Here is a 25,786-nt window from a genome sequence, read left to right on the forward strand (position 1 = left end):
CTCCAGAGGAGTAAATTTATTTGATGAGAGAATGATAGAACAAACCATTAAATAGGTGAAACGGTTTGTTTTTATAAAATTAATCGGTTTTACAAATCAAATGATTAAATTTCTTTCTAAATCATAAGAATATACCGATGTGAATCCAGTCAATATTGGGCCACTATCGAGAAATACAAGTTAAATAGTGGAAAAATAAACGAATTCATCGCGCTTTAAGCAAGACAATGCTAGAGTCAACGCTATTGTATTGAGAATTTTTTTAGGGAAATGGCATGCAGGTCAAGCAAGGGATTTATCAGCATTATAAAGGTCAGTTGTATCAAGTCTTTCATGTTGCAACACATAGTGAAACGCGTGAAAAAGTTGTGGTCTATCAGTGCTTATATGACGACTATTCAATGTGGATTAGACCATTAGAGATGTTTATGGAAACCGTTGAAATTGATGGTGAAGTAATTCCACGTTTTAAGCTGATCCAAGAAACCCACTGAGCAGATATTTAGCCCTTCAATTTATAAATATGAATGAAATAGTAAAAGGACAGAATCATGAGCATGGATGCAAATTTTAAAAACTATATGCAACAACTCTATGCAGACTTTAGCGCTCACGATGCTGCGCAAAATCACCGACTTGCGCGTTACCGAAATATTGAGCCTGAATCTGCACTGTTTTTGGCTATGCAAATTCGCTTAAAACAAGCCAAACAGATCTTGGAAATTGGAACATCTACAGGTTATTCCACGCTGTGGTTAGGAGATGCTGCACAGTCTACACAAGGGCGGGTCGAAACCATTGAAATTGATGCAGCGCGTATCGAGCAAGCTAAACAACATGCGGCAAATTTAAGCTTAGCCGAATACATCGAATTCCATCATGGCGATGCACTGCATTTTTTACAGCAGTTAAATCAGCGTTATGACTTTATTTTATTAGATGCAGAACGTGATGCGTATATCGCGTATTGGCCATATTTAGCTGAATTGATACAAGCTCAAAGTGGCGTGTTAATCGTGGACAATGTGCTGTCACATGCCAATGAGGTCGCTGAATTTATCCAACGTGTTGAAGCGGATGATCGTTTTATCAGTACAACATTAAATGTGGGTGCAGGGCTTTTTATGGTGACTTGGCGCAACTAAAAATCAGGGCATTCAGCCCTGATTTGATCGAAAATATTTTTTAATTAATAAAATACTGTTGCTATAGCGCTAAGCTTGTAGCGGTTTAACCCTGTAGGCTTACTCGTGAAAAATGTAGATCATATTCTAAATATTTGTGGACAAATGCCGTTTTATCACTACATCGAAGTAAATTATCATAAATAAAAGGTGAAACTGGATAAAAGAGATCCCCAGAACCATTCGCATAAAAAATTTTTAAGTAACGTGAAGAAGAACTGTATTTCCAAGAAGTTACAACAGTTGTTGTCATAAGCCACCCCCTTATTGCGTTGTTATAGTCATACTGCAGTTAAAGGTTTATCTCATTTGAAATTAAGACAAATTTAGGGCGTGAAGTATTGCAGAATTGTTAAAAAATAATGTTTTATCTCACATTTTTTTCATTTCTTTATCAACTAATTTGATAAAAATAATGCCAGTTCAAAGAAATGCCATAAGCGTCATTCTCACTTGTTGGTGTCGGGGGAGTTAAAAACTACGGCATTGTTCTGATTTATTGCCTTTGACTTGGTTGTTGCTGCCATTAATTGAAAAAGCATTTTCAAGACAAATCAAATTACCTGCGATTTCATTATTATTTAGAACAATATTGCCGTTATTTTTCTTTAATTTCAGGTCGCCTGAAATTTGGTTATTGAGGAGTTGGATGTTTTTCCCTGTCGTAAAATCGACATTGCCACTGATATTGTTATGATTGGCAATGATCTTGGTAAAATTTTTATTAGACTCAATATTGCCTTTTATATGATTGTCATGCAGTTCAACACTAGCGCCATTTTCTAAAATAACATTGCCATGAACAATTAAACCTTCAAGCTGACAATTTTTTTTGACTTTAATATCTTCACGAATACTTTGGTTTTTAATTTCACCTTCGCAGTTCACGGCAGCAAAAGTCGTAAACGAACATAAAATTAAACTGATCGAGACGAAATATTTTTTCATGGGCTTACATCTTCCTGAAATAAGCAATTGACCTAAAATTCAAGTTAAAAATACTGAAATACCGACAAAGATGTAAGTCTAAACTATCAGGTATGAGGCGCATTTTTATTATATTTGTGTAAGTGCTAAGTTGATGAATATCTATAGATAGATGGAAAGTGCTAGGGCGTTATAGCTGTATGAATAAAGTGTGAACTGCGTAGGGTGTATAGAGGTACATACTCGCCAATAATAGGCATAAAAAAACCACGCTAAAAGCGTGGTTTTTGAATCAGTTCAATCTAATACAGATTAGATTTTACCAACTAGGTCGATTGAAGGAGCAAGAGTTGCGTCGCCTTCTTTCCATTTAGCTGGGCAAACTTCGCCTGGGTGAGCGTGTACGTATTGAGCTGCTTTAACTTTACGAAGAAGTTCTTGAGCATCACGACCGATACCACCAGCGTTGATTTCAACGATTTGGATTTTACCTTCTGGATCGATAACGAAAGTACCACGATCAGCAAGACCGTCAGCTTCGATTAATACGTCAAAGTTTTTAGCAAGAGTCCAGTTCGCATCACCAACCATTACGTATTGGATTTTTTTGATTTCTTCTGAAGAATCGTGCCAAGCTTTGTGAGTGAAATGAGTGTCAGTAGAAACTGAGTAGATTTCAACACCTAGTTTTTGGAATTCTGCATAGTTGTCAGCAAGGTCACCAAGTTCAGTTGGGCAAACGAAAGTGAAGTCAGCTGGGTAGAAGAATACAACAGACCATTTACCTTTAAGATCAGCTTCAGTTACTTCGATGAATTGACCATTTTGGAATGCTTGTGCTTTAAACGGTTTAACTTCAGTATTAATTAAGCTCATCATTGTCTCCATGATTGAGGTTTGTTTTTGATTTCCAATAGGGTACAGAAATTTTTCTTATTGCTGAAATAGTATTTTTACATAACTAATATCGGAAAATCCGAATTAATAGTGATTTACTCATTTCCCAATAGACCAGTATTTCATCTCATTTAACCGCAGTTGTGTGAGGATTAAATGACAGGAACTACCCTAAACGCCCTACACAGACATGAAGCCACACCCCTTAAAATTCAAGGGTAAAATTTAAAAAAAGTGATTTAAATTTTTCTATTGTTGATTTAATCCATCTTTAGGCATGCCGATTCGCTCATCAGCGAAGCATTTCTTTTGTTCAATTAGGCGGATGAAGGGGGATATGGCGAATTCATCCTATTTTCAGATTTGAGATCTAAACCGCACCACGCCAGTCGCGCCAGATAAATTCACTTCGGGTTTTCAATTGTTGCATTGGGAAATGCGATGAAACCGAGTAGAATATCGGGTTTCATGTAGTTGTAAGGCGTATTCTTGGTGGCGAAAGATTTAAATGTCGATCAATTGGTCATGGTTCGTGATCGCCATCGCTTAAGTCGGCTGAAAAAAGGCAAAGAAGCCAATCCTGAAAAATTTCAAGATTTGTTTGAAAAGTCGAATGCGAAAGTGCGCGAACGGATTGCCCGCATTCCAAATATTAAATTAAATCAAGACTTACCTGTTACGCAGTATGCGGACAAACTAATTGAAGCGATTCAGCAGCATCAAGTGATTATTGTGGCAGGTGAAACCGGTTCGGGTAAAACAACACAATTACCGCAAATTGCCATGCTTGCTGGGCGAGGTTTAACAGGCTTAATTGGCCACACTCAACCCCGTCGACTGGCTGCACGTAGCGTTTCGCAACGTATTGCAGAAGAAGTGGGCGAAAAGCTAGGGGAGTCGATCTCCTTTAAAGTTCGTTTCAATGAACAAGGTTCACAAGATTCTATCGTCCGTTTAATGACCGACGGTATTTTATTGGCTGAACTGGCCAATGACCGATTCTTAAATAAATATGACACGATTATTATCGATGAAGCGCATGAACGTTCGCTGAATATCGACTTCATCATGGGCTATCTCAAACAGCTCTTGCCTCGTCGTAAAGATCTCAAAGTCATTATTACTTCAGCAACTTTAGACGTAAACCGCTTCTCTAATTACTTCAATGGGGCACCTATTTTTGAGGTGGAAGGTCGAAGCTTCCCTGTAGAACTCCGTTATCGTCCGATTTCAGAGCTGAGTATTGTCGGCAGTGATGATGATGAATTTGATGATTTTGAAGAAAATTTACCCCGTGCCGTGGTTTCGGCAGTAGAAGAATGTTTTCAAGATGCGCAGGAAAAAGGTCATCCTGAACATGCCGACATTTTGATTTTTGCCAGCACTGAACAAGAAATTCGTGAGTTACAGGAAACACTGCAAAAGTTTGGGCCACGTCATACCGAAGTTTTACCTTTATATGCTCGATTGGCTTTGGCAGAACAGCAAAAGATCTTTAATCCATCGGGTGGTGGGCGACGTATTATTATTGCCACCAACGTGGCAGAAACTGCTTTAACTGTACCGAATATTCGCTACGTAATTGATAGTGGCTTTGCACGGATATCCCGTTATAACTATCGTTCACGTGTACAACGTTTACCGATTGAGGCTGTATCGCAAGCGGCAGCAAATCAACGTAAAGGTCGTTGTGGTCGTATCGCACCGGGTGTGTGTATTCGACTGTATTCAGAAGAAGACTTTATGAGTCGTCCTGAATTTACTGAGCCTGAGATTAAACGAACCAACTTGGCCTCGGTTATTTTGCAAATGCAAAGTTTGGGCTTTGGTGAATTAGAAGACTTTGATTTTATTGAGCCGCCAGATCATCGTTTGGTGAATGATGGTCGTAAGCTTTTGATTGAGCTTGGGGCGATGGTTGAGAAAGGGAAAGCCCCTCTTTCGCAAAGAGGGGTTGGGGGAGATTCTATTGAAAGTAATCCCCCTAAATCCCCCTTTACAAAAGGGGGGCTTCCTCCGGCGAAGGGTGGTGGTTTAACCAAAATTGGTCAGCAAATGGCGAAAATGCCAATCGACCCGCGTCTTGCACGGATGATTTTGGGCGGAGCGCATTTTGGCGTATTAAATGAAGTCTTGATTATTGTCGCTGCTTTAGCGGTACAAGATCCACGTGAACGTCCTGCGGATAAACAAATGCAGGCCGATCAGAAACATGCTTTGTTCCGTGAAGCTGACTCAGATTTCTTGTTCTATATCAAGTTATGGGAAGCTTTAGTCGCCAACCGTGACATGAGTGAAAATAAGCGTCGTACATTTGCACGCAACCATTTCCTGAGTTGGTTACGCCTCCGTGAGTGGAAAAAAACCCATGAGCAATTGGTGGATTTGGCTCAGGGTTTAAAACTGTCCTTTAATGAAAAGAAAGCCAATTATGAAAATCTGCACCGTGCGCTATTAACGGGTTTACTTTCATTTATTGCCAATAAAACCGATGAACGTAACGTGTTCATGGCGGTGCGTCAGCAAAAGGCACGTATTTTCCCTGCATCAACCTTGCATAAAACCAATACACCTTGGGTCATGGCTTTTGAGATGGTTGAAACCTCTCAGGTTTATATTCGAACGTTGGCGAAAATTGAACCTGAATGGATTTTATTGGCCGCAGGCGATTTGTTGAAACATCATTATTTTGAACCTCATTGGTCAAAAAAATCTGGTGTAGTCAATGCCTATGATCAAATTTCTTTGTTTGGTTTGATTATTGAGCCACGTCGTCAGATTAATTATGAAAAAGTAGATCATCCGGCGGCGCATGAAATTTTCCTACGCGATGCATTGACGACGGGACATTTGGGTATTACGCCACCGTTCTTAAAACACAATTTATTAAAACTCGAAGAAGTTGAGCGTGTTGAAGATAAACTGCGTCGTCGTGATTTGGTGGTGGATGAAGAAACCATTTACCAGTTTTATGCTGTTAAAGTGCCTGAAGAGGTGGCAAGCCGTCGTAGTTTTGAAGACTGGCGTGCAACGGTAGAACCACAAAATCCGCGTTATTTATTTATCGATGATGATTCGCTTTGGATGAATGACCGTCCAACGACCCAGCAATTTCCAGACTATCTACGTAATGGTGAACTGCGTTTGGCTGCAAGTTATCGTTTTGACCCAAGTCATGATGAAGATGGTGCAACGGTCAAAATTCCAGTTCAAGCTTTGCCGCAAGTGGATGAAAATATTTGGTCATGGGGTATACCTGGTTGGCGACAAGACCTGATTGAAGCTTTACTTAAAGCACTGCCAAAAGATAAGCGCCGTCATTTGGTGCCGATACCAGATACAGCGCGTAAATTGATGGATCGTGTCGATGCCGTGCATTTGCGCGAGCATATTTTTAGTTTCTTGGCGTTCCAACTGCGTGGTGAGCAAATCACAGATAAGGACTTTTCTTGGGAACGCGTTGAGCAATATCTGCTGCCTTTAATCAAAGTCATTGATGAAAAAGGCCGTGTGATTGAGCAAGGTCGTGATCTAGATGAACTCAAAGCACGCTGTCGTACGGAAACTCACAGCCCAGTTAAGCAGTTAAAAGGTGAGTTTAAAACCTTCCCTGATAATTTTGTGTTCGAAGCATCACAAAAAGTCACGGGTGTGGTGGTGAAACAATACCAAGCGCTTGTTCCAGTCAAAGGCTTTGCAGAGTTGGATGCCAAAGACGAATCGGGTGTGGTGATTCAGACCTTCAATGACCAATTTGAAGCAGTTAAACAACACCGCGAAGGGATCATTCGTTTGGTTCATATGCAGCTGGGGGACTTAGTTCGTCAGTTGAAAACACAGATTTCTAAACCCTTGGCATTGGCTTATTCACCGCTAGGTGACAAAGCCAAACTAGAGCAAATGTTAGTTTATGCCACACTTCAGCTTGCAATAAATGAGCTACCTGTCAATGTGCAGGAGTACCAAAACCTGATTTTAAATGTAAAGAAATCTTTCTTAACCCATGGGCAACAAGCATTAGCCGTTTTAACTGAAACCTATATTCAATGGCAGGATATACGTCGGAAATTGTTGGTTTTAGATGATTCTGTGTTTGGAAAGAACATTGATGACATTGAAGATCAACTCGATTTGATGCAACTTTCAGATTTTGTTTATGGTAAAACTTCCGATGTGTGGCTCGAATTTCCAAGATATTTGAAGGCATTAGTCTTGCGTTTAGACCGCTTGCCAAATAACCTACAAAGGGACAATTCTGCCATTGATCAAGTTGACCCATGGATGGAAAAATTATTTAAGTTTAAAAATGACACTCGCCTTAAAGAATTGTATTTCATGGTTGAGGAGTTACGCATCTCTATTTTCTCTCAACCAATGAAGACCAAGATGCCAATTTCTCCATCCCGCTTGCAAAAAGTATGGGATAAGCTCGGAATCAGTTAAGATATAGGTAATTTCTAAAAGGAGTTTTACATGGGCATCCGCATTACGGGTACAGGTCTTTATCATCCAGAAGACGTAATTACTAACGAAGAGTTAGTTGAAGCTTTAAATGCTTATGTGGAACAGTACAACAGTGATAATGCTGAAAAAATTGAAGCCGGTGAGCTAGAAGCGCGCCGTGGTTCAAGTGCAGAATTTATCGAAAAAGCATCTGGCGTAAAAGCACGTTATGTTGCTGAAAAAAGCGGTATTTTAGATCCAAAACGTTTACGTCCAGTATTGCATGAACGTTCAAATGATGAATTGTCTATTCAAGCGGAATGGGGCGTAGCTGCTGCAAAGCAAGCGATGGAAAATGCGGGTGTGACTGCTGAAGACATCGATGTTGTGATCTTGTCATGCTCTAACATTCAACGTGCATATCCAGCCGTTTCAATTGAAATTCAAACTGCGTTGGGTATTCAGGGTTATGCCTATGACATGAACGTTGCATGTTCAGCTGCAACTTTTGGTATCAAGCAAGCCTATGACGCGATCAAATCAGGCGCTCGTCGCGTGTTATTGGTAAACGTTGAGATCACATCTGGTCACACAGATTTCCGTATGCGTGACTGTCACTTCATCTTTGGTGACGTTGCAACGGCTTCGATCATTGAAGAAACTGAAACCAAAGCTGGTTTTGAAGTGTTGGATATTGACCTGTTTACTCAGTTCTCAAACAACATTCGTAACAACTTCGGTTACTTAAATATGAGTGAAGTCGATGCTGACATCGACAACAACCGTTTCCGTCAAGACGGTCGTAAAGTATTTAAAGAAGTGTGTCCATTAGTGGCGAAAATGATCACTAAGCAATTGGATGACAATAAAATTGCGGCAACAGATGTAAAACGCTTCTGGTTACACCAAGCAAATGCCAGCATGAATGAATTGATTCTGAAACTGGTTGTGGGTAAAGAACATGCTCAGCCAGACCTTGTGCCAATCATTCTTGATGAATTTGCCAATACTTCATCAGCAGGTGTCATTATTGCGTTGCACCGTACAGCAAATGAAGTAAACCATGGCGAATACGGTGTGCTTTGCTCATTTGGTGCAGGCTACTCAGTAGGTTCTGTACTTGTTCAAAAACATGATGCTGCCTAAGGTCAGCACATTTGCAGGTTGAACATGATGCAAAATGGATAAAGCGTTTAAGCGCTTTATCCCGCATGTATTTCACGCCGACCTTTTTTGGCGCTGAATATATTGATGCATCAAAACCTGCAATGTATGTAGGGAATCATACAATTTACGGTGTACTCGATTCACCGTTGATTATTGATTATCTCTACAATGAACATAAAGTGGCTGTGGTCAGTATCGCTGATCATAGCCATTTTTATTTGCCCGGTTGGCGTGGCATGGTCAAAAAGTTCGGTGCAGTCCAAGGCATTCAGGACTATGTCAGAACAGTGATGCAACAAGGTTATTCCATTTTAGTTTTTCCCGGTGGTGGTCGAGAGGTTTTGAAGCGAAAAGGCGAAGCCTATCAACTGATTTGGAAGCAACGTTATGGCTTTTTAAAACTGGCGCAAGAATTTAATTATGATATCGTGCCTTTTGCCGCTTTAGGTGGAGATGAAGTCTTTGAACTGGGTTTTGATGCCAGTGTGATCGTTGAACATCGTTGGTTTAAACAACTATTAAAAATACAAAAACTCGATAAATTATTACGCCATGGTGATGTGATTCCGTCTTTACCCAAGCGTATTATCCCCAAGCGCATTCCATTCTATTTTCAATTTTTACCCCGTCAAAGTTTGAGTCATATTCAGAGTGTGGAGGATTTAAAGCTCTATCGAGAGGCACTACAACAAGATATTTACAATGCGATAGAACAGCTTAAGAAAATCCGTTCAGAACAATATTCTACAGATCAATAATAGTGACTACTCTTCAACTTCATTCATTTTTATTCGTCACAGCTCAAAATTATGGTGAATTTTGTCACAACAATAGCTTTTAGATTTTTTTATTGAACGCCTTTGTATTGACCTTTTGTACAGCTATTCGGCTGATTAATGGCATTAGTCGGAGCATTAAACTTTGACTATAGTGAAGGTTGAAAAATAATCAACGATCGTTAGGGCGGAAGATGGAAAAGAAAAGCTTGACCCCGCAGCTTGAGCATATTGCTCGGCAACTTATTCGAATATCTCCAAGTTTAAAGCAGTTGTATCAAGAGCAAATGGATCTTGCTACAGCACTCAATTCACAAAATATCTTTAAAATTGAACAAGAGCAGCACCGCATTCAACTGTGTAATGGACTGTGGACCTTACAGCTACAAAGTCGTGAATCGATTGGCTATCAGTTTCCTAGAAGTCCATTTAGACCCATCAAAATTGCTGAATTGCATACGACAGTGCCATGTATTGAAGTAGTAGAAGATTTCTTATTTCATGAATTGTATTTTTTTACTGGCGACCTAAAGCCGCAACATTCACTCTTGCTCAGAGAAAAAGCACAGCAATTTAGACAATTGATCTTACAGTCGATTTTTCAACATCTAAATGGGCCAGCGCGTGTTCAGCAGTTTTTAGCACAGATGACAGCAGTTGAAGCGCAAATTTTTGATCAGCTGATGCAAGAGCAGCAGATTTATCAGACACCGCTATTACAAACGTATATCGAATGCCAAATCTGTCTACCACATTGGTTGATGCAAAAGATTGAGCAGATGTTTGCGCTTCATTCACTTACAGAAGCTGAAATATTGCCGATACAGCTCTTGATGGATAGTTTGGACGAGATTTGTTTTGCTACAGCACAATTTTTAGATCCAACGATTTACCGGATCATGAGTTTGAGTTATGAAGATCGGTTCAATTTACAAGAATTAAATGAACATATAGAAGATATTATTTTGTTGCTCGACCATGCATATGAGCGTCCCAATTTGTTGGGTTTTATTCGTTTGATGCATCGGGATGTTTGGGCAGAGCAGGACATATTAAGCCACAGTAATTTTGTGCAAGCTACAGCAATTTGGCAAAAAAAATGTGGAAAACTCCCTTTACTCGATAACAACCGTGCAGTGCGATGGATGTTCAAGCAGTCAGTCGAAGTGTTGGATTGGCTGAGTCGTAATTTTCAACACAGTAATGTACGAGTGGCTGTGACGGCATTAAGTTTTGTCGATACGCAGCATATTCATCCCGCATTGATTCTTACAACCTTACAACATTTTCAATTTGTTGCAGCGCGCTTATTTATTCAAAATTGTCATACGATTGCGCATGAACATGATTGGTTTAATCATGAAAAAAATCTACAGTTTGTTTTACAGCGAAAATATCAGCAGCATGATGACCATCGTATAGTGATCAGCCCATCGATTTTGTATTTAGATGAGTGGTTGATCTTAATGCGACAGGTGTTAGGCGCAGAGGATCAGGCCATAAAAAAAGTCTATCTACCTTTGAGCCGTATTATGCAGGCCTATCTGCAACATTTAGTACGTTGTACGCAGCAATTACCGCAGGCTTTGATGGATTATATCCGTCCAGAAACCCAAGAAAATCGCCAGTTTTTAAGTATGTTACGACAGCATAAAATTCAACTGCAGGATTTTCGAAATTTATTTTATTTAAAGCATGCTAATTTAAGAGTATCTGTATTTGATGCATATGTGCGTGACTATGTTAGTGCGACTTATTCTACAGGTCATACAGTCCCTAAAAATATTACCTGGAATGGGGTCTTTCATCAGGCGGTGCATTGGCATGCTAAGCAACAAAAGCAAGAAATGTTAACTCAATTAAAGCGTAAATTTGCGACAACAGTCTGGCAGCCATTTACAACAGAAGACAAAATATATTTTCAAGATTGGGTCTTTGAAGAATTAAAAACCATCGATCGAATTATTGATGAATCTATTCACTTTAAACATTGTTTGGCATCAAGTTATAGCGCCAGTATCATTGCAAGAGTATATGTAGCTTTTCATATGTACCATCCCATTTTGCATGTATCGATGACTTTGGGCTGTCATGTGCAAAACCACATTTTGGTTTTTGATCAACTTGAGTATTCAAATAATACCCAAGCAGAAATAGAAAAAGTAAATATCGCCAAAGAATTTTTAAATAGGTTCAATAGCTTAAAGTAAGATTGGCGAAATACGGATTTAGGAAACTGTGTTGTGCGCTTAACTTTTGAGTCAAAAATCGTTAGGCTATAGCCGTTCTTTTACGGTATAGGTCTTATGAAACAAGAAACTGCACTCAAGCTGCTCAAAGCAGGCGAAAATGTGTTTTTAACAGGTTCGGCTGGTGCAGGGAAAACTTATACTTTAAATCAGTACATCAATTATCTAAAAGCGCGCAAAGTGCCGGTGGCAATTACGGCTTCTACAGGGATTGCTGCAACCCATATGAATGGCATGACAATTCATACATGGGCAGGGATTGGGATTAAAGATGCGATTTCCGAAGATGAGTTAAAGCGCTTAAAAGAACGTAAATATTTAAAAGAGCATTTGGAAAATGCCCAAGTTTTAATCATCGATGAAATTTCGATGTTGCATGCCAAGCAATTAAACTTGGTGAATAAAGTTTTAAAATTTTTTAAAGACAGTGAAGATGCTTTTGGGGGGATTCAAGTCATTGTTGCAGGTGACTTCTTCCAGTTACCCCCTGTGGGACGCAAAGGTGAATTAAACCGTGACAAGTTTTGCTTTATGTCTGAGGCATGGGTAGAAGCGAAGTTTCGCGTGTGTTATTTGACCGAACAACATCGTCAGGGTAATGACTATCTCAATGATATTTTAAATGCGATTCGTGCTCAGCAAATTACGGGCGATCATTTGCATGCTTTAAGGCAGACAAGTTCACAAAATATAGGTGAAACCTTTACGCGCTTGTATACCCATAATATGGATGTAGATAGTATTAACTATAAACATCTAAATGAAATTGAGCAAGAATCTCGCCAGTTTGATGCCCAATGTGATGGTAATGATAAACTGATCGAAACCTTAAAATCTTCAGTGCGTGCGCCGGAAACTTTGACCTTAAAGAAAAATGCCAAAGTGATGTTTGTAAAAAACAACTTTGACGTGGGCTATATCAATGGCAGCCTCGGTGAAGTGATAGGTTTTGAAGAAGATGATGAATATGGCATCTTGCCTAAAGTAAAACTTACGGACGGCACGACCTTGGTGGTCGAACCTGAAACATGGTCTGTCGATAATGATGATGGTAAAACCATTGCCAGTTTCCAACAAATTCCACTGCGTTTGGCCTGGGCGATCACCATTCATAAATCTCAAGGGATGACTCTTGCAGCGGCTGAAATTAACTTGACGCATACTTTTGAAAAGGGTCAGGGGTATGTGGCATTGTCTCGTTTAAAAACATTAGATGGTCTGCGTTTACTTGGCTTTAATGAACAAGCCTTAGAACTCGACAGTTTGGCGATTAAAGCCGATCGACGCTTTCAGGAACTCTCTGACGAAGCGGAAACCAATTTTGCAGAGGCTGATTTAACCGTACAACATAAAGCCTTTATTCGCCACTGTGGCGGAACACTGAATGAAGTGGAAATCGAGCGCAATGAAAAGAAAATTGCCAAAACTGGTGTGAAACAAAGCTTTGCCACAGCGACTTTAGATCAAACTCGTGAGTTGTTTGAGGAAGGTTATGAAATTCAAGATATTGCTGTGGAGCGTGGTTTAACACCAGCTACGATTATTAATCATTTGGCTCGTCTGCAAAAAGAGCAAGGTTTGGATATCTCGGTGGCACATCCGGGAGAAGATGTGGTTGAGCAGGTGCGTAAAATCTATAAACGTTTGGCGAAACGACAAGACCCAGCACATTATAATGATGACGGCACGGTTAAGTTGCGTCCAATTGTGGAGTTAACCAGTCCACGCATGGGATATGACCAAGTTCGTTTGGCTTTATTATTTGTGGAATAATGGATATATGGTGCATACGAAAAATACTGATGAATAAAGTGTGGTTAATATCGTTCAATAGATTTAACAGTAGACTGTCTAAAGGATTCGTATTTTTCCTAAGCGATGGTTTACACTGTAGCAAGTTAATTTGCTAACGATTTGAATTATGACTTTTAGTGCATGGTATTCACTGCGTAAATTTGTCTATAACAATTTACATAATGATGATTATGAAACTAAATTTAGTCATTTTCTCAACTATGCTTTGATATTGCTGATTTTAGGTAATGCTGCTGCGGTTTTACTCGAATCGGTCAATGATATTTATTTGTCTTATCAAGTTTACTTTGATTTTTTTGAAAATTTTTCAATCATTGTATTTAGTGTTGAATACGTATTGAGGCTTTGGTCGATTGCAGATAAAGACCCATTTTACTCCGCTTGGCGTAATCGTTTGAATTGGGTAAAAAGTGGTGGCGCAATTATTGATTTATTGGCAATTTTACCTGCATATCTAAATTTCTTTGTCCATTTTGATTTGCGTTTTTTACGTATTTTACGATTACTGCGTTTATTAAAATTAACTCGATATTTTGTGTCGTTGCAAATTTTGTTACGTGTCATTGAACGTGAAAAAGGTTCATTTCAAGCTGTTGTTTTTATTTTATTTATTATGATTATTATGGCCGCAGCTGGGGTGTATTTAGTTGAGAGTAAAGCACAGCCAGAGGTCTTTAGTTCTATTCCTGCGTCCATGTGGTGGGCTGTTGTTACTTTAACGACGGTCGGTTATGGCGATGTAACACCGATAACCCCTGTTGGGCGGATATTAGGTGCAATGATTACGATATTAGGGGTTGGCTTGGCAGCATTGCCAGCAGGTATTTTAGCCAATGGTTTGGCACATGAATTGGAGCAACGCAAACAACAATTAGAACTCAGTTTTCGTGAGTTGATTCAAAATCGTGAAATTGATTTTGTACTTGAGCCTGAAAAAATCGAAGAAATCCGAAAAACAGTGGGTTTAACCCGTGAGCAAACACAGGATATTATTTGGCAATTGTTACGTGAGCAAAAAGAGGAATCATTAAAGCAGGAGCGTGAGCAGTATGCATATTGCCCGCATTGTGGAAAAAAATTACCTGATTTGTAATGTGAAAAAAACACATTAGCTAAAGATGATTCAGTAAAACTTGATGAAGTATATTCATGTGAATAAAAAATAGTTAAATAAAATTTATGATGAATATGATTCATAAATATCATGATATGATAAATATAATTTAAAAATACTGATTTTCAGCTCATTCAGTATGTCGTTTGTGGAACTCATTATGTTGGAATTACGCCATCTCAAAACATTATTGGCACTCAGAGAACATGGTTCTTTGGTCGCTGCATCTAATGATCTGTGTTTAACGCCTTCTGCGCTTTCACATCAGTTGAAAGAGCTTGATCATTGGTATGGGGTAGAGGTGGTGAACCGACGGACACGTCCTGTGACCTTTTCGAATGTTGGGCAACGTTTACTACGCCTTGCCGATGACATTTTGCCGCAAGTTCAAATTGCGCAATCGGACATTACACGTATTGTGCATGGTCAAACCGGCCGAATTATTTTTTCTTCTGAATGTCATAGTTGCTTTGACTGGCTCATGCCGTTATTGAATGTCTACCGTCAACAATACCCCGATGTAGATTTAGACTTTGCCTCTGGCTTTGAAGCCAATCCGCATGAACTATTACAAACGGGCGAGTTTGATCTTCTGATTACGGCAGATCCGATCAATTTAAAAGGTGTGGAATATTTCCCTATCTTTGAATATGAGTCTCGTTTGGTACTGTCAAATACGCATCCCTTGGTTCGTGCAACAAATGTGACTGTTCAAGAATTAGCAGAAGAAACGCTTATTACCTATCCGGTCGATAAACATCGTTTAGATATCATGGCAAAATTATTTTTACCGGCCAATATTCAGCCTAAACACGTTCGTACTACAGATTTGACCCAGATGCTGATTCAGTTGGTTGCAAGTGGTCGTGGTATTGCGGCATTACCAGATTGGGTGGTAAATGAATATGAACAAAAAGGTTGGGTGACCTCTCGACGTTTAGATTGTGTTTCACCTGAAGGTTTAAGACGGACCTTGTACGCAGGCTATCGTACCGAAGAGGCTGAAAAAAGCTACTTTGAAGGCTTCCTAAAACAGTTGGCGAAATTCTCACAAAAACGCAATCAATATTATTCCAACTAAGGGGGATCTATGATTCAGAGTCTTTTTGTATACGGGACATTACGTCTAGGTCAGCCCAATGCTAATGTGATGGAGCGCATAGGTGGTGTGTGGAAGAAAGGTGTGGTTTGGGGTGAATTAGAACATAAAGGCTGGGGTGCAGCGATGGGCAGTCCGGGCATTCGTTTATCGAAGGCAGGTCAAGCCATTGAAGGCTATGTTTTTATCTCTGAAAACTTAGCAGCTCATTGGGCGGCTTTAGATGAATTTGAAGGTGCTGAATATCAACGTGTGGCTGTTGATGTGCAATTGGAAGGCGGAGAATGGATGCAGAGTGAAATTTACGCCTTGAAATAATATTCAGGGGGAGAGTCGTGAAATACGTGGGTCATCCATACATCATGACTTCCCCAACCTTCGAAATATGTATCGATGATTCTGCTTGCTCTGTTGTTTCCTTGAGTGCATTTTCTTTCGAAGAGCAGTATTTGAAAGAGTTGTATCTAAAGTGCTTGAATGCACAGAAATTACTTTAAGATTGCTATACAAGTGGATGAATAATTTTTAGAATTGAGCTGTATCTCACATTGAACCCTGTTTGAACTCAATCATGCCCAATTCTATAGAACCCTCACCAACTCAACTCATGTCTGTGATTCAAACTCAGACAGCTATTGCCAAACTGGGTTTAGATCTAAATGCAGTGATGACCGTAGTGGCAGAACAGGCGCAGCAGATTACACATGCTAAAGGTGCAGTTGTAGAGTTGGCTGAAGATGGTGATATGGTCTATCGTGCAGTGTCTGGTGGGGCGAGTCATTTACTGGGTTTAAGACTTCATATTGAAAATAGTTTATCGGGTCTATGTATAGCGCAAAAACAAACACTGTATTGCCAAGATTCGGAAACAGATGCACGGGTAGATCGCGTGGCATGTCAACGTGTTGGATTGCGTTCGATGGCAGTAGTGCCATTGATTCATTGTGATGAAGGTGTCGGTGTTTTAAAGATTTACTCTGACCAAGTCGATGCCTTTCAGGAAGCCGATTTACATATATTGAGTTTGATGTCTGAGTTGATCGCTGCGGCGATGTACCATGCAACACGTTTCGGTGCGACAGAGTTATATAAATTGGCGACTCAAGATAGCTTAACAGGTTTAGCTAATCGGGCTTTGTTTGTCGACTTTTTACGCCAAGGTATAGAAAAAGCACGTGCGCAGAAAAAAGTGCTAGGTATCTTGATGATTGATATGGATGGTCTGAAGCCGATTAATGATCAGTTTGGACATCGCATTGGGGATGCTGCACTGAAAGAAATTGCACAGCGCATTTTGCGTGAAACACGTCAAGATGACTTGGTTGCACGCTTGGGTGGTGATGAATTTGCTGTGATTTTAACCAATATTGCCAACTTAGAGCGTGCGCAAACGGCGATGAATCGAATCGCAGAAAGTTGCGGACTACCGTTTGCATTTGAGCAAATGAGTTTGAAAATTGGTGCCAGTATTGGCATGGCTTTATTTCCAGAGGATGCCGAATCCATCGATCAATTGGTCGAAATGGCAGACTTGAAAATGTACGCCAATAAGCGTGAACGGAAACAAGTAAATATTGAATAACTCACTGCTTAAATAATTCACTAATTGTTATGCAGGTGAATTCCTTCACTACCGCCAAATTATTGAAAGTATCAGAAAAAACATTTTTGATGGGAATACGTGTTGTCTCAAACAATCGCAGATGACAGGACTAAGTATCGTTGTTTAATTTAAATCAAAGTGCGCTTAGCATGTGACGGTGCAAGATGATTAAATAATTGAAAAATCATCTAAGGTCATTTGTTTTTTGACTCAAAATAATATTTTGAATTGTTAAGCTGTGCACTATTGCATGGCGAAAAGAGCATGACAATTCAATGAAAGGGATGTCAAAAGATTTATTCATTATTGCGGCAGGTTTTATTGCTGCAATGCATATCGGGAAACTACCGCCCGCAATACCTGTATTACAACAGCAACTCGGCATTAGCTTTATTCAGTCTGGTTTATTGCTCTCACTAGTACAGGGTGCAGGAATGTGCTTTGCATTGTTGATTGGTAGTTATATCCAAAAAATTGGATTTAAACTGTGTATCTTATTGGGCTTAAGTCTATTGACGATAGCAAGTGCATGGGGGAGCTTTGCACAAAGCTTTGATGTCTTGTTGCTACTGCGTGTCATAGAAGGATTTGGCTTCTTATTGGTGACACTCACAGGGCCTGCATTTATCCGTCAGCTTGTACCGCTACAGCACATCAGCGCAAAGATGGGACTGTGGAGTGCTTATATGGGCGGAGGTATGGGCATAGCCTTATTGGTTGCGCCATTTCTAATTGCTCAATATGGTTGGAGTGTGGTTTGGCTCAGTTTCGCTATGATTACTGCAACATTACTACTCTGTATCGCCATGTTTATTCCTCAGCCTAATGTGGCACTGAATACAACACCTATTATTGGTCTCATTCGGGATACTTTGAAACATCCTGCAGCATGGCTTTTGGCGCTCATTTTTGGGACATATGCAGGGCAGTGGTTTGCATTGGTGGGCTTCTTACCGATGATTTATGCGCAAAATCAAATTTCAGCAGAGCTGGCGGGTGCTTTAACAGCCAGTGTTGCCGTTGCGAATGCTGTGGGCACATGGGGTTGCGGACTGTTATTACAGCGTGGTTTTCAAGCTAAAACTTTAGTCCAACTGGGTTTTGCTGTTTTGATCATTTGCTCCTTAGGGTTTTATCTCTCTAAAGATGCGTTACCGTTTTTACTGCAATATTTAACGGTGTTTAGTTTTTCGCTTTTTGGAGGCTTAGTTGCTGCGACGGTTTTTGCGCAAGCACTACATTTTGCACCTTATCCTGCGGCAATTAGTACGACGGTCGGCATGATTTTACAATGCTCTGCCATATCACAATTTGTTCTGCCACCTGTGATTGCCACTGTGGTTTCACAAACTGGAGCGTGGTTTTGGGCGGGGATCTTGATGTCAGCATTATCATTCGTTGGAATCATGCTTAGTCGACGTTTATTTCAAATGCAGCATGGCTCAAATTAAAATTTTGTTAAACCGCTATGTCAGCAACAGCCTTATTGTTTAATCCCAATCAGTAGCGACAAGATGCCTGCTGCAATGAGTGGGCCGACAGGTACACCGCGCAGCATCGCAACACCTGCGACTGTCCCAATCAATAGCCCGGCAACCACATCTGGCTGATTTGACATCAGTTTGACACCACGTCCGCCTAGCCATGCGACAAAGATGCCAATGGCGATTGCGACGAGGGATTTCCAACTTAAAAAGGATTTTAAAATCGAATCACCAGGAATTTTTCCGCTAGCGATCGGCGTGAGTACGCCAATGGTTAAAATAATAATGCCAATGTTTAAGCCATATTGTTGCAGATAGGGGAAAAATTCACTTAAAGGCGTGATGCGGAAAATAATCAAGACACCTGCTGCTATGGTGATCGCTGTATTGTGGCTAAAGATGCCACAAGCCAATAACACCAATAACACGATCAGATTTAAATCCAACTGAGACATAGGATATTCGTGAGAAACTTCAATAAATAATCAATAGTGTAGCGCAGAAACATTAAAAACTGGCGTTCAAGATTATTTCCGCTATTTTTCCTGCAAGTTGGCTCGTGGTTCAGTATAAAATAGCAATATATGGTGTTTATTAGGTTGTTCTATGTTTTTGGAAAAAATGCTGCAATCACAAGGTTTTGGTTCGCGTAAATATTGCCAACAGTTGATTAAAAATGGTGCGGTCGAAATACACGGTGAGATTGTAGATAATCCAAAGCAAAAGCTGGACTTGAATGATTTAACTTACAGTGTGCATGGACAGGACTATACCTATCGTGAGCATGTTTATATCGCGTTAAATAAACCTCAAGGTTATGAATGTTCGCATCAGGCAACCCATCATTTTAGTGTTTTTGAATTATTTGATGATGTGCTGTTAAATCGTGGTCTGCAATGCGTCGGGCGACTGGATCAAGACACCACTGGACTGTTGCTGCTCACGGATGATGGTCAATATCTACAAGCGCTTACACACCCTAAAAAGCATGTTGCCAAAGTGTATTCGATGCATACCGCAGATCCTGTGACACCTGAGCAAATACAACAATTAGAACAAGGCGTGGAGCTTCGAAACGAAAAAGGCATTTTCGCTGCAACCGATGTACAGCTATTGGCTTCACATCAATTGCAAATGACTGTCCATCAAGGGGTATATCATCAAGTGAAGCGGATGTTGGCGGCTGTCGGCAATAAAGTTGAAACATTACATCGTGCTCAAATAGGACAATTAAAGCTTGAAGATATTGCTGAGGGTGAATGGATCTATTTGAATGCAGCGCAAATTGAACAATCGAAATTTCGTGAAAATCTAAATTCACAGTAATAGGTACAGGGCTTTGATACTTCATTATTCAAAGGATGAATGTGCGGTATTAAAGCCCCTAAATATGTCTGCTAATTATTGATTTAAAGATGCGTTTCTAATATGCGTTGATTGTGTATTTAACGTCGAGCAAGGCATTAACGAATAAAGTAATGATAGGTTTGAAATTCATCATCTTTAATGAAGCCCATCGATTCATAGAGCTGATGCGAGTGATAGTTATTTTTTTGAGTTTCGAGGCTGATTCGAAGCGCACCTTCATGTTGTGCAAAGAGAACAGCGGTATCGATCAATTGTTTGGCTGAACCCTGACGACGATATACAGGGCTGACATAGACATCATCTAAAATATAGTAGGTTGAACAAGCCACAGATGAAAAGCCCAAATATAGTAAGATAAACCCAGTAATCACATCATCTTTTAAGCAAATAAAAATTACGCTTTCATTATTTTCAAAACGTTGTCTTAGAAATTTATATGAAATATCAAGATTAGAAGAGGTGCCATAAAATTGGCGATATTCATCAAATAAAACAGCAAGTGGATGAAGGTCTGCTTCTGTTGCGCGTCGAACGATCATTTTTTTCTATACTCCCTGCTATTTTTATCAGTCTTGCATGAAGCATATCGAATTTTCGAAATTGGTTGATTTATAAATTGTTTATAAATGCGACAGTGTTAAGTTTTGTCACCTTCACCCAAAATTGCATTGAGCTCTTCAAACAAGTCGAGATGATCATCATCTAATAATGGATCATTATTTAAAATTTCTAATTCCGCAGGGCTAATTTCAGTGGTTGAAATGGCTTGAGCTTCTTGTTGTTTTAATTTACGTAACTTAATCAATTGTTCAATATTGATATTTTGGTTTTCAATAGAGAAGGGGATCGATTTGGTTAAAACAACTTGTTTAAAGAATAGACGTACAGCCTGTGCAGGTGTAATGCCTAATTGCTTAAACACGGCAAAGGCCTGTTTCTTTTCCTGTGAATCGAGGCGGATTTGGTAGACTTCAGTTTTTCTCATATTCTTAGAAAGCTTTAAAATACTTAACTTTTCGCATTTATTCTAATCAAAACTGTTATAAATTCAAGAAAGTTTGGCAGTATTTTATCAATTTAATGTAATGACAATAGATTTACAGTGTCAATTCATAGGCAGAACTGAATTGAAAAGCCTGCTCTGTCACAGGATCGATAAACTCAAGATGTTTCGCAAGTAGTTGTAAAGGTTGGCTGAAATCATCCTCTGCCTTATGTTGCACTACAGGATAAAAGGGGTCGTTTTGAATTGGAATGCCCAAAGCATTTAAATGCACACGGAGTTGGTGCTGCTTGCCGGTATGTGGCTTTAATTCATACTTGGCATGGTTTCCATGCTGCTGGATCAGCTGAATGAAGGTTTCGCTGTTAGGTTCACCATCTACTATTTGCATTGTATAAAAAGGTTGACCTTTTTCCATGCGATAGCGAGTTGTCATTGGGAAATTTAATTCATCTCGATAAGCTGCAATGGCATGATAGGTTTTTTGAACTTGCCGCTTGGCAAACATCTGTTGATATAGCCCACGGCTTTCGACACATTTGGAAAACAGCACCACACCTGCAGTTTCACGGTCTAAACGATGAATCGGCGTTAGCTGTTCAAGCTGCGTTTGTTTTTTGAGTCGAACCAATAAGGTTTCTTGTACATACTGACCGGTTGGACTCATGGTGAGAAAATGTGGTTTATCGACCACAATGAAATGATCATTTTCAAACAAAATCTGATGCTCAAAAGGAACATGGATTTCATGCGCTAAGAATCGATAATAATAAACATGACGATTGGCTTCAAAAGGACTGTCTATCGTTAAAACGTCACCATTTGCGGCATAGACCAATCCATCCTTAAATCGTTGTTGCCACTCTGCTGCTTGGATATGAGGAAATTGTTCACACAAATATGCATAGACGCTAGAGGCTTGCGTGTGTTGACCGTCTAGGAAGACTTTGCTGGCACTGACACCATTGATCATCGGGGGAGTAAATTCAAAACTGTGCATGAAGAAAGATCTAAAAACTGAGCAAATGAAGCAGAGAACACATCATGAAAAATGCTCAATCTGTAGTGTGAACATATCCATTTTAGCCAGTGCGATGCTATCATATTTAATTCTTATGTACATGTTGTGAGTAATATGCAGTATTCATTCAGTCTGGAACTTAATAGTGAAGTCGATACCCAAAACTTAGCTACCGTACTGGCGACGCATTTTACGACGGGTGTAGCGTATTTAATTGGTGACTTGGGTGCAGGAAAGACCACGTTAACACGTTATTTTTTACAACACTTGGGTCATCAAGGTGCGGTAAAAAGTCCAACCTATACATTGGTTGAACCTTACAATATTCAAGGACAAGATATTTTTCATTTTGATTTATATCGTCTGAATGACCCTTATGAGCTTGAACTTATGGGTATCCGTGATTATTTAGAAACGCCGAACGCCCTATTTTTATTTGAATGGCCATCTAAAGGGGGCGACGAAATCCCTGAGGCTGATTTAATTATTAATATTGAAAAGTCTGCGGATGAAACCACCCGTACAGCGACTTTAAGCTCTTCTTCAAAAACTTTGCAAAACGCTTTGGAGCAAAAATTTAACCATGCTGAATGAAATCAGTGCCCGCCGCATTCGAACGCTTGATCCTGCCTTAGCCAACCAAATTGCCGCAGGGGAAGTGATTGAACGTCCCGCTTCTGTGGTCAAAGAATTACTGGAAAATGCCATTGATGCAGGGGCGACTGAGCTGATTGTTCGTATTGAACAAGGCGGCAGTACACTGATTGAAATTATAGACAATGGTCGGGGTATTCACCCTGAAGATTTGCCTTTGGCGGTCATGCGCCATGCCACAAGTAAAATCCAAACTGCTGAAGATTTACATGCTATTGTAAGTCTGGGTTTTCGTGGGGAAGCATTGGCTTCGATCGCTGCGGTGTCTCGTTTGACATTGACCAGTAGCCAAAATGATGACGGTGTAGGCTATCAGGTCGAAGTAAATGGCACTGCATTTGATTCACAAGAAATTCAGCCTGTGGCAGCGACGCAAGGCACCACCATTCGTGTGCAAGATTTATTTTTTAATGTACCTGCACGGCGTAAGTTCCTCAAAAAACCGGGGACTGAGTTTGGACATATCGAAGAAATTGTCCGTCGTTTAGCACTGACCCATTTTGATATACGTTTTGTCCTTGAGCATAACAATAGCATTAAGCTGAACTTGCCTATTGCAGATAGTGGTGCGCTGCGTTTTCAGCGGGTGCAACAATTATTAGGCCGTCAATTTACTGAAAATGCGTACTGGATAGATGCTGATAGCGTCAATATGCGTCTCAGTGGTTGGTTAGGCCATCCTTCAGATGCACGTGCGCAGGCCGATATGCAATATGTCTATGTGAATGGACGTATCGTAAAAGACAAGACCGTTTCACATGCACTTCGCATGGCCTATGATGGTATTTTGCATGGACATCAACATGCGGCTTATTTGTTATTTATGGAAGTTGATCCAGAAAATATCGATGTGAATGTGCATCCAACCAAGCATGAAATACGTTTTCTAAATCAACGTGAAGTACATGAGTTTGTGCGCCATTTTGTCAAATCGACTTTAGCGCAATTTCAAACCGCGACCGCCGAATTGTCATCTGCAATGAAACTTGATGGGCAGGCACACGAAAATATTATTCCGCAGCCGCGTCATCAGGAACAATTTTCATTACATCAACCTCAGCCAGTTGCAGAGCAAGGCACAAATTTTGTCAGTCCAGAGATCGCAGGCGGGCTTACTGATTTTAGTTCGCCAGCTGCTGTGCAATATGCTTCAAATCATGCGTCAACAGGGCAAGAAGGGTATACACAGCAAAATTCAAATGCATCGAACAATAGCACTGGATATCAGTCAAATATAGCGGGTTCCAGACAGCTCAATAATGCATTGCAAAGTTATTTAGCGCCTTTACGTCAAACTGAGTCTTCAAATGATCCTGATACTTCTTTGGCTGAACATATTCAGCAGAAAGTCGATGAGCATCCTTTGGGGATTGCCATTGCGCAATTGCATGGTATTTATATTTTGGCCCAAAACACCGAAGGTTTAATCATTGTTGATATGCATGCGGCGCATGAGCGCATTGTTTTACAACAAATGAAAACGGCTTGGGATAAACCTGAGTTTTGGACATCACAGCAATTGCTGATTCCTAAAGTCGTCAGTATCAGTCGGATGCAAGCGATGCGCGTCGATGAGCTCAAAGAACAATTGGCACGCCTAGGTTTAGAAATAGACCAATATGGCGATGAGCAAGTCATTGTTCGTGGTGTTCCTGCCATTTTGCATAAAGCAGACTTTGATGCGCTGATTCCAGATTTATTAAATGATTTAGACCCAAGTGATCAGGTTGCAGGGTTACTACAAAAGCGCGATCAAATATTGGCAGGCATGGCCTGTCACGGCGCTGTACGCGCACACCGTATTTTAAGTCTATCTGAAATGAATGCATTACTGCGTCAGATGGAACAAACTGAATTTGCCAGCCAATGTAACCATGGACGTCCGACGTGGCGTGCGTTTCCATTGGCACAGCTAGATAAACTTTTTGCTCGGGGAGAGTAGTTTTACATGTCAAATCAATTGCCGGTCATCAACTTAATGGGACCAACTGCAAGCGGTAAAACCGCCTTGGCATGTGAGTTATACGAGCAAGGTGGATTCGAATTAATTTCAGTCGATTCTGCTTTGGTTTTTCAGGATATGGATATTGGTACGGCCAAGCCGAGTAAAGCTGAGTTGGAGAAATATCCACATCATTTGATTGATATTATCAGTCCGCTAGAAGTGTATTCGGCAGCGAACTTTGTGGAAGATGCCTGTGTGCTGATTGATGATATGCATGCACGAGGTAAAACACCGATATTAGTCGGTGGTACGATGTTGTATTACAAGGCTTTATTGGAAGGGTTGTCTTCAAACTTACCAAGTGCAGACTATGCTGTACGTGCTGAAATTGAAGCCAAAGCTGAGTCGCAAGGTTGGGACGCTGTATATGCAGAACTGTGCAATGTAGACCCATTGGCAGGTGAAAAATTTAAACCGAGTGATAAGCAACGAATTATCCGTGCGCTCGAAGTTTTTAAATTAACAGGTAAACCCATTACGCAGTTACAAGCTGAGCAACCTAAAAACGTACCATACCGATACAATTTTCATAATTACGCATTATTGCCTGACCGATTAGAATTACATGAGCGTATAGCTCAACGTCTAAAAATAATGTGGGAAATTGGATTTTTAAATGAAGTGAAAGCTCTCATTGAAAAATACGATTTAGATGAAAATTTACCCTCTATGCGTTCAGTTGGATATCGTCAAGCTTTAGATTTTTTGAAAAATAGTGATCAAAGTAGCGAAAAACAGCGTGAAATGGAGGATAAGGCACTTTTTGCAACACGACAACTTGCAAAACGTCAATATACTTGGTTAAGATCTTTGCAAGAAACGCATAAATTTACTACATATTTAACTGCGCAGCAGGCTCAAGAAGACTTGCGAAAGTGCTACGGATAAAGCAAAATTTACAGACTACCTTTTTGATAATTTTTAATTGAAAAGTAAAGGTAGCTTTTGCGCTGATTTTTATTATTTTTTGGAGTTAT

23 protein-coding genes are annotated in these 25,786 nt (G+C 40.0%); 16 read left to right on the plus strand and 7 right to left on the minus strand.

Annotation, left to right across the window (positions count from 1 at the left end; translation table 11 throughout):
- Positions 1-275 precede the first annotated feature (275 nt).
- Complete coding sequence (locus tag FTU64_RS00005) at positions 276-494, plus strand: DUF1653 domain-containing protein (RefSeq protein ID WP_168378866.1); 219 nt, start codon at positions 276-278, stop codon at positions 492-494.
- Between the two features lie 57 nt (positions 495-551).
- Entirely contained in the window at positions 552-1,145 is a 594-nt protein-coding gene (locus FTU64_RS00010; protein WP_180054618.1) for an O-methyltransferase, read from the plus strand.
- Between the two features lie 85 nt (positions 1,146-1,230).
- Here FTU64_RS00010 and FTU64_RS00015 read toward each other — a convergent pair whose 3' ends face one another.
- The 3 genes from FTU64_RS00015 to ahpC all read right to left on the minus strand — a co-directional run bounded on the left by FTU64_RS00015 (position 1,231) and on the right by ahpC (position 2,987).
- The gene (locus tag FTU64_RS00015; protein WP_078189026.1) at positions 1,231-1,437 is read right to left on the minus strand and encodes a KTSC domain-containing protein; all 207 of its coding nucleotides are present in this window, start codon (positions 1,435-1,437) and stop codon (positions 1,231-1,233) included.
- 218 nt (positions 1,438-1,655) lie between these two features.
- Positions 1,656-2,132, minus strand: a complete 477-nt coding sequence (locus FTU64_RS00020) for a hypothetical protein (RefSeq protein WP_180034674.1) — start codon at positions 2,130-2,132, stop codon at positions 1,656-1,658.
- A 291-nt stretch (positions 2,133-2,423) separates the two neighbouring features.
- Positions 2,424-2,987: an alkyl hydroperoxide reductase subunit C gene (gene ahpC, locus FTU64_RS00025; protein WP_078193727.1), complete on the minus strand. Its 564-nt coding sequence runs from the start codon at positions 2,985-2,987 to the stop codon at positions 2,424-2,426.
- 513 nt (positions 2,988-3,500) lie between these two features.
- Here ahpC and FTU64_RS00030 point away from each other — a divergent pair.
- The 10 genes from FTU64_RS00030 to FTU64_RS00075 all read left to right on the plus strand — a co-directional run bounded on the left by FTU64_RS00030 (position 3,501) and on the right by FTU64_RS00075 (position 18,725).
- A complete protein-coding gene (locus FTU64_RS00030) occupies positions 3,501-7,451 on the plus strand; it encodes a DUF3418 domain-containing protein (RefSeq protein WP_180059017.1) in 3,951 nt (1,316 codons plus the stop codon).
- A gap of 30 nt (positions 7,452-7,481) precedes the next feature.
- Positions 7,482-8,597 (plus strand): beta-ketoacyl-ACP synthase III, encoded by a 1,116-nt coding sequence (locus FTU64_RS00035; protein WP_111885081.1) that lies wholly within the window; start codon positions 7,482-7,484, stop codon positions 8,595-8,597.
- Positions 8,598-8,608: 11 nt separating this feature from the next.
- The gene (locus tag FTU64_RS00040) at positions 8,609-9,376 is read left to right on the plus strand and encodes a 1-acyl-sn-glycerol-3-phosphate acyltransferase (RefSeq protein ID WP_180059018.1); all 768 of its coding nucleotides are present in this window, start codon (positions 8,609-8,611) and stop codon (positions 9,374-9,376) included.
- Positions 9,377-9,588: 212 nt separating this feature from the next.
- The gene (locus tag FTU64_RS00045) at positions 9,589-11,604 is read left to right on the plus strand and encodes a hypothetical protein (protein ID WP_180007355.1); all 2,016 of its coding nucleotides are present in this window, start codon (positions 9,589-9,591) and stop codon (positions 11,602-11,604) included.
- Between the two features lie 96 nt (positions 11,605-11,700).
- Positions 11,701-13,416: an AAA family ATPase gene (locus FTU64_RS00050; protein ID WP_180007354.1), complete on the plus strand. Its 1,716-nt coding sequence runs from the start codon at positions 11,701-11,703 to the stop codon at positions 13,414-13,416.
- Positions 13,417-13,564: 148 nt separating this feature from the next.
- Entirely contained in the window at positions 13,565-14,551 is a 987-nt protein-coding gene (locus tag FTU64_RS00055) for an ion transporter (RefSeq protein WP_180007353.1), read from the plus strand.
- A 181-nt stretch (positions 14,552-14,732) separates the two neighbouring features.
- Positions 14,733-15,653, plus strand: a complete 921-nt coding sequence (locus FTU64_RS00060) for a LysR family transcriptional regulator (protein WP_078189020.1) — start codon at positions 14,733-14,735, stop codon at positions 15,651-15,653.
- A 12-nt stretch (positions 15,654-15,665) separates the two neighbouring features.
- The gene (locus tag FTU64_RS00065) at positions 15,666-15,989 is read left to right on the plus strand and encodes a gamma-glutamylcyclotransferase family protein (protein WP_180059098.1); all 324 of its coding nucleotides are present in this window, start codon (positions 15,666-15,668) and stop codon (positions 15,987-15,989) included.
- Positions 15,990-16,242: 253 nt separating this feature from the next.
- On the plus strand, positions 16,243-17,253 hold the full coding sequence (locus FTU64_RS00070) for a sensor domain-containing diguanylate cyclase (protein ID WP_180003108.1): 1,011 nt from the start codon (positions 16,243-16,245) through the stop codon (positions 17,251-17,253).
- Between the two features lie 305 nt (positions 17,254-17,558).
- Complete coding sequence (locus FTU64_RS00075; RefSeq protein ID WP_252725837.1) at positions 17,559-18,725, plus strand: CynX/NimT family MFS transporter; 1,167 nt, start codon at positions 17,559-17,561, stop codon at positions 18,723-18,725.
- A gap of 32 nt (positions 18,726-18,757) precedes the next feature.
- On the opposite strand, the gene FTU64_RS00080 is transcribed toward FTU64_RS00075, so the two are convergent.
- The gene (locus tag FTU64_RS00080) at positions 18,758-19,213 is read right to left on the minus strand and encodes a DUF441 domain-containing protein (protein WP_180003104.1); all 456 of its coding nucleotides are present in this window, start codon (positions 19,211-19,213) and stop codon (positions 18,758-18,760) included.
- Between the two features lie 151 nt (positions 19,214-19,364).
- On the opposite strand from FTU64_RS00080, the gene FTU64_RS00085 reads away from it, so the two are divergent.
- Entirely contained in the window at positions 19,365-20,084 is a 720-nt protein-coding gene (locus tag FTU64_RS00085; protein WP_180007350.1) for a pseudouridine synthase, read from the plus strand.
- Positions 20,085-20,221: 137 nt separating this feature from the next.
- Here FTU64_RS00085 and FTU64_RS00090 read toward each other — a convergent pair whose 3' ends face one another.
- The 3 genes from FTU64_RS00090 to FTU64_RS00100 form a co-directional block, all read right to left on the minus strand.
- On the minus strand, positions 20,222-20,665 hold the full coding sequence (locus FTU64_RS00090; protein WP_168378877.1) for a GNAT family N-acetyltransferase: 444 nt from the start codon (positions 20,663-20,665) through the stop codon (positions 20,222-20,224).
- A 98-nt stretch (positions 20,666-20,763) separates the two neighbouring features.
- Positions 20,764-21,111 (minus strand): type II toxin-antitoxin system RelB/DinJ family antitoxin, encoded by a 348-nt coding sequence (locus FTU64_RS00095; RefSeq protein ID WP_078189014.1) that lies wholly within the window; start codon positions 21,109-21,111, stop codon positions 20,764-20,766.
- 112 nt (positions 21,112-21,223) lie between these two features.
- Positions 21,224-22,129: a pseudouridine synthase gene (locus FTU64_RS00100; protein WP_180059019.1), complete on the minus strand. Its 906-nt coding sequence runs from the start codon at positions 22,127-22,129 to the stop codon at positions 21,224-21,226.
- Between the two features lie 135 nt (positions 22,130-22,264).
- Here FTU64_RS00100 and tsaE point away from each other — a divergent pair, with 135 nt between their 5' ends.
- The 3 genes from tsaE to miaA are packed head-to-tail and all read left to right on the plus strand — an operon-like array spanning position 22,265 to position 25,697.
- Positions 22,265-22,744 carry a tRNA (adenosine(37)-N6)-threonylcarbamoyltransferase complex ATPase subunit type 1 TsaE gene (gene tsaE / locus FTU64_RS00105; protein ID WP_180003097.1) on the plus strand — a complete coding sequence of 160 codons (480 nt, stop codon included), beginning with the start codon at positions 22,265-22,267 and terminating at the stop codon, positions 22,742-22,744.
- Positions 22,734-24,746: a DNA mismatch repair endonuclease MutL gene (gene mutL, locus FTU64_RS00110; protein WP_180059020.1), complete on the plus strand. Its 2,013-nt coding sequence runs from the start codon at positions 22,734-22,736 to the stop codon at positions 24,744-24,746. The genes tsaE and mutL overlap by 11 nt, the downstream gene beginning before the upstream one ends.
- 6 nt (positions 24,747-24,752) lie before the next feature.
- Entirely contained in the window at positions 24,753-25,697 is a 945-nt protein-coding gene (miaA, locus tag FTU64_RS00115; protein WP_168378881.1) for a tRNA (adenosine(37)-N6)-dimethylallyltransferase MiaA, read from the plus strand.
- The last annotated feature ends 89 nt before the right edge of the window (positions 25,698-25,786 follow it).

It is taken from the genome of Acinetobacter sp. YH12128 (assembly GCF_013418655.1).
Classification (GTDB): domain Bacteria; phylum Pseudomonadota; class Gammaproteobacteria; order Pseudomonadales; family Moraxellaceae; genus Acinetobacter; species Acinetobacter amyesii.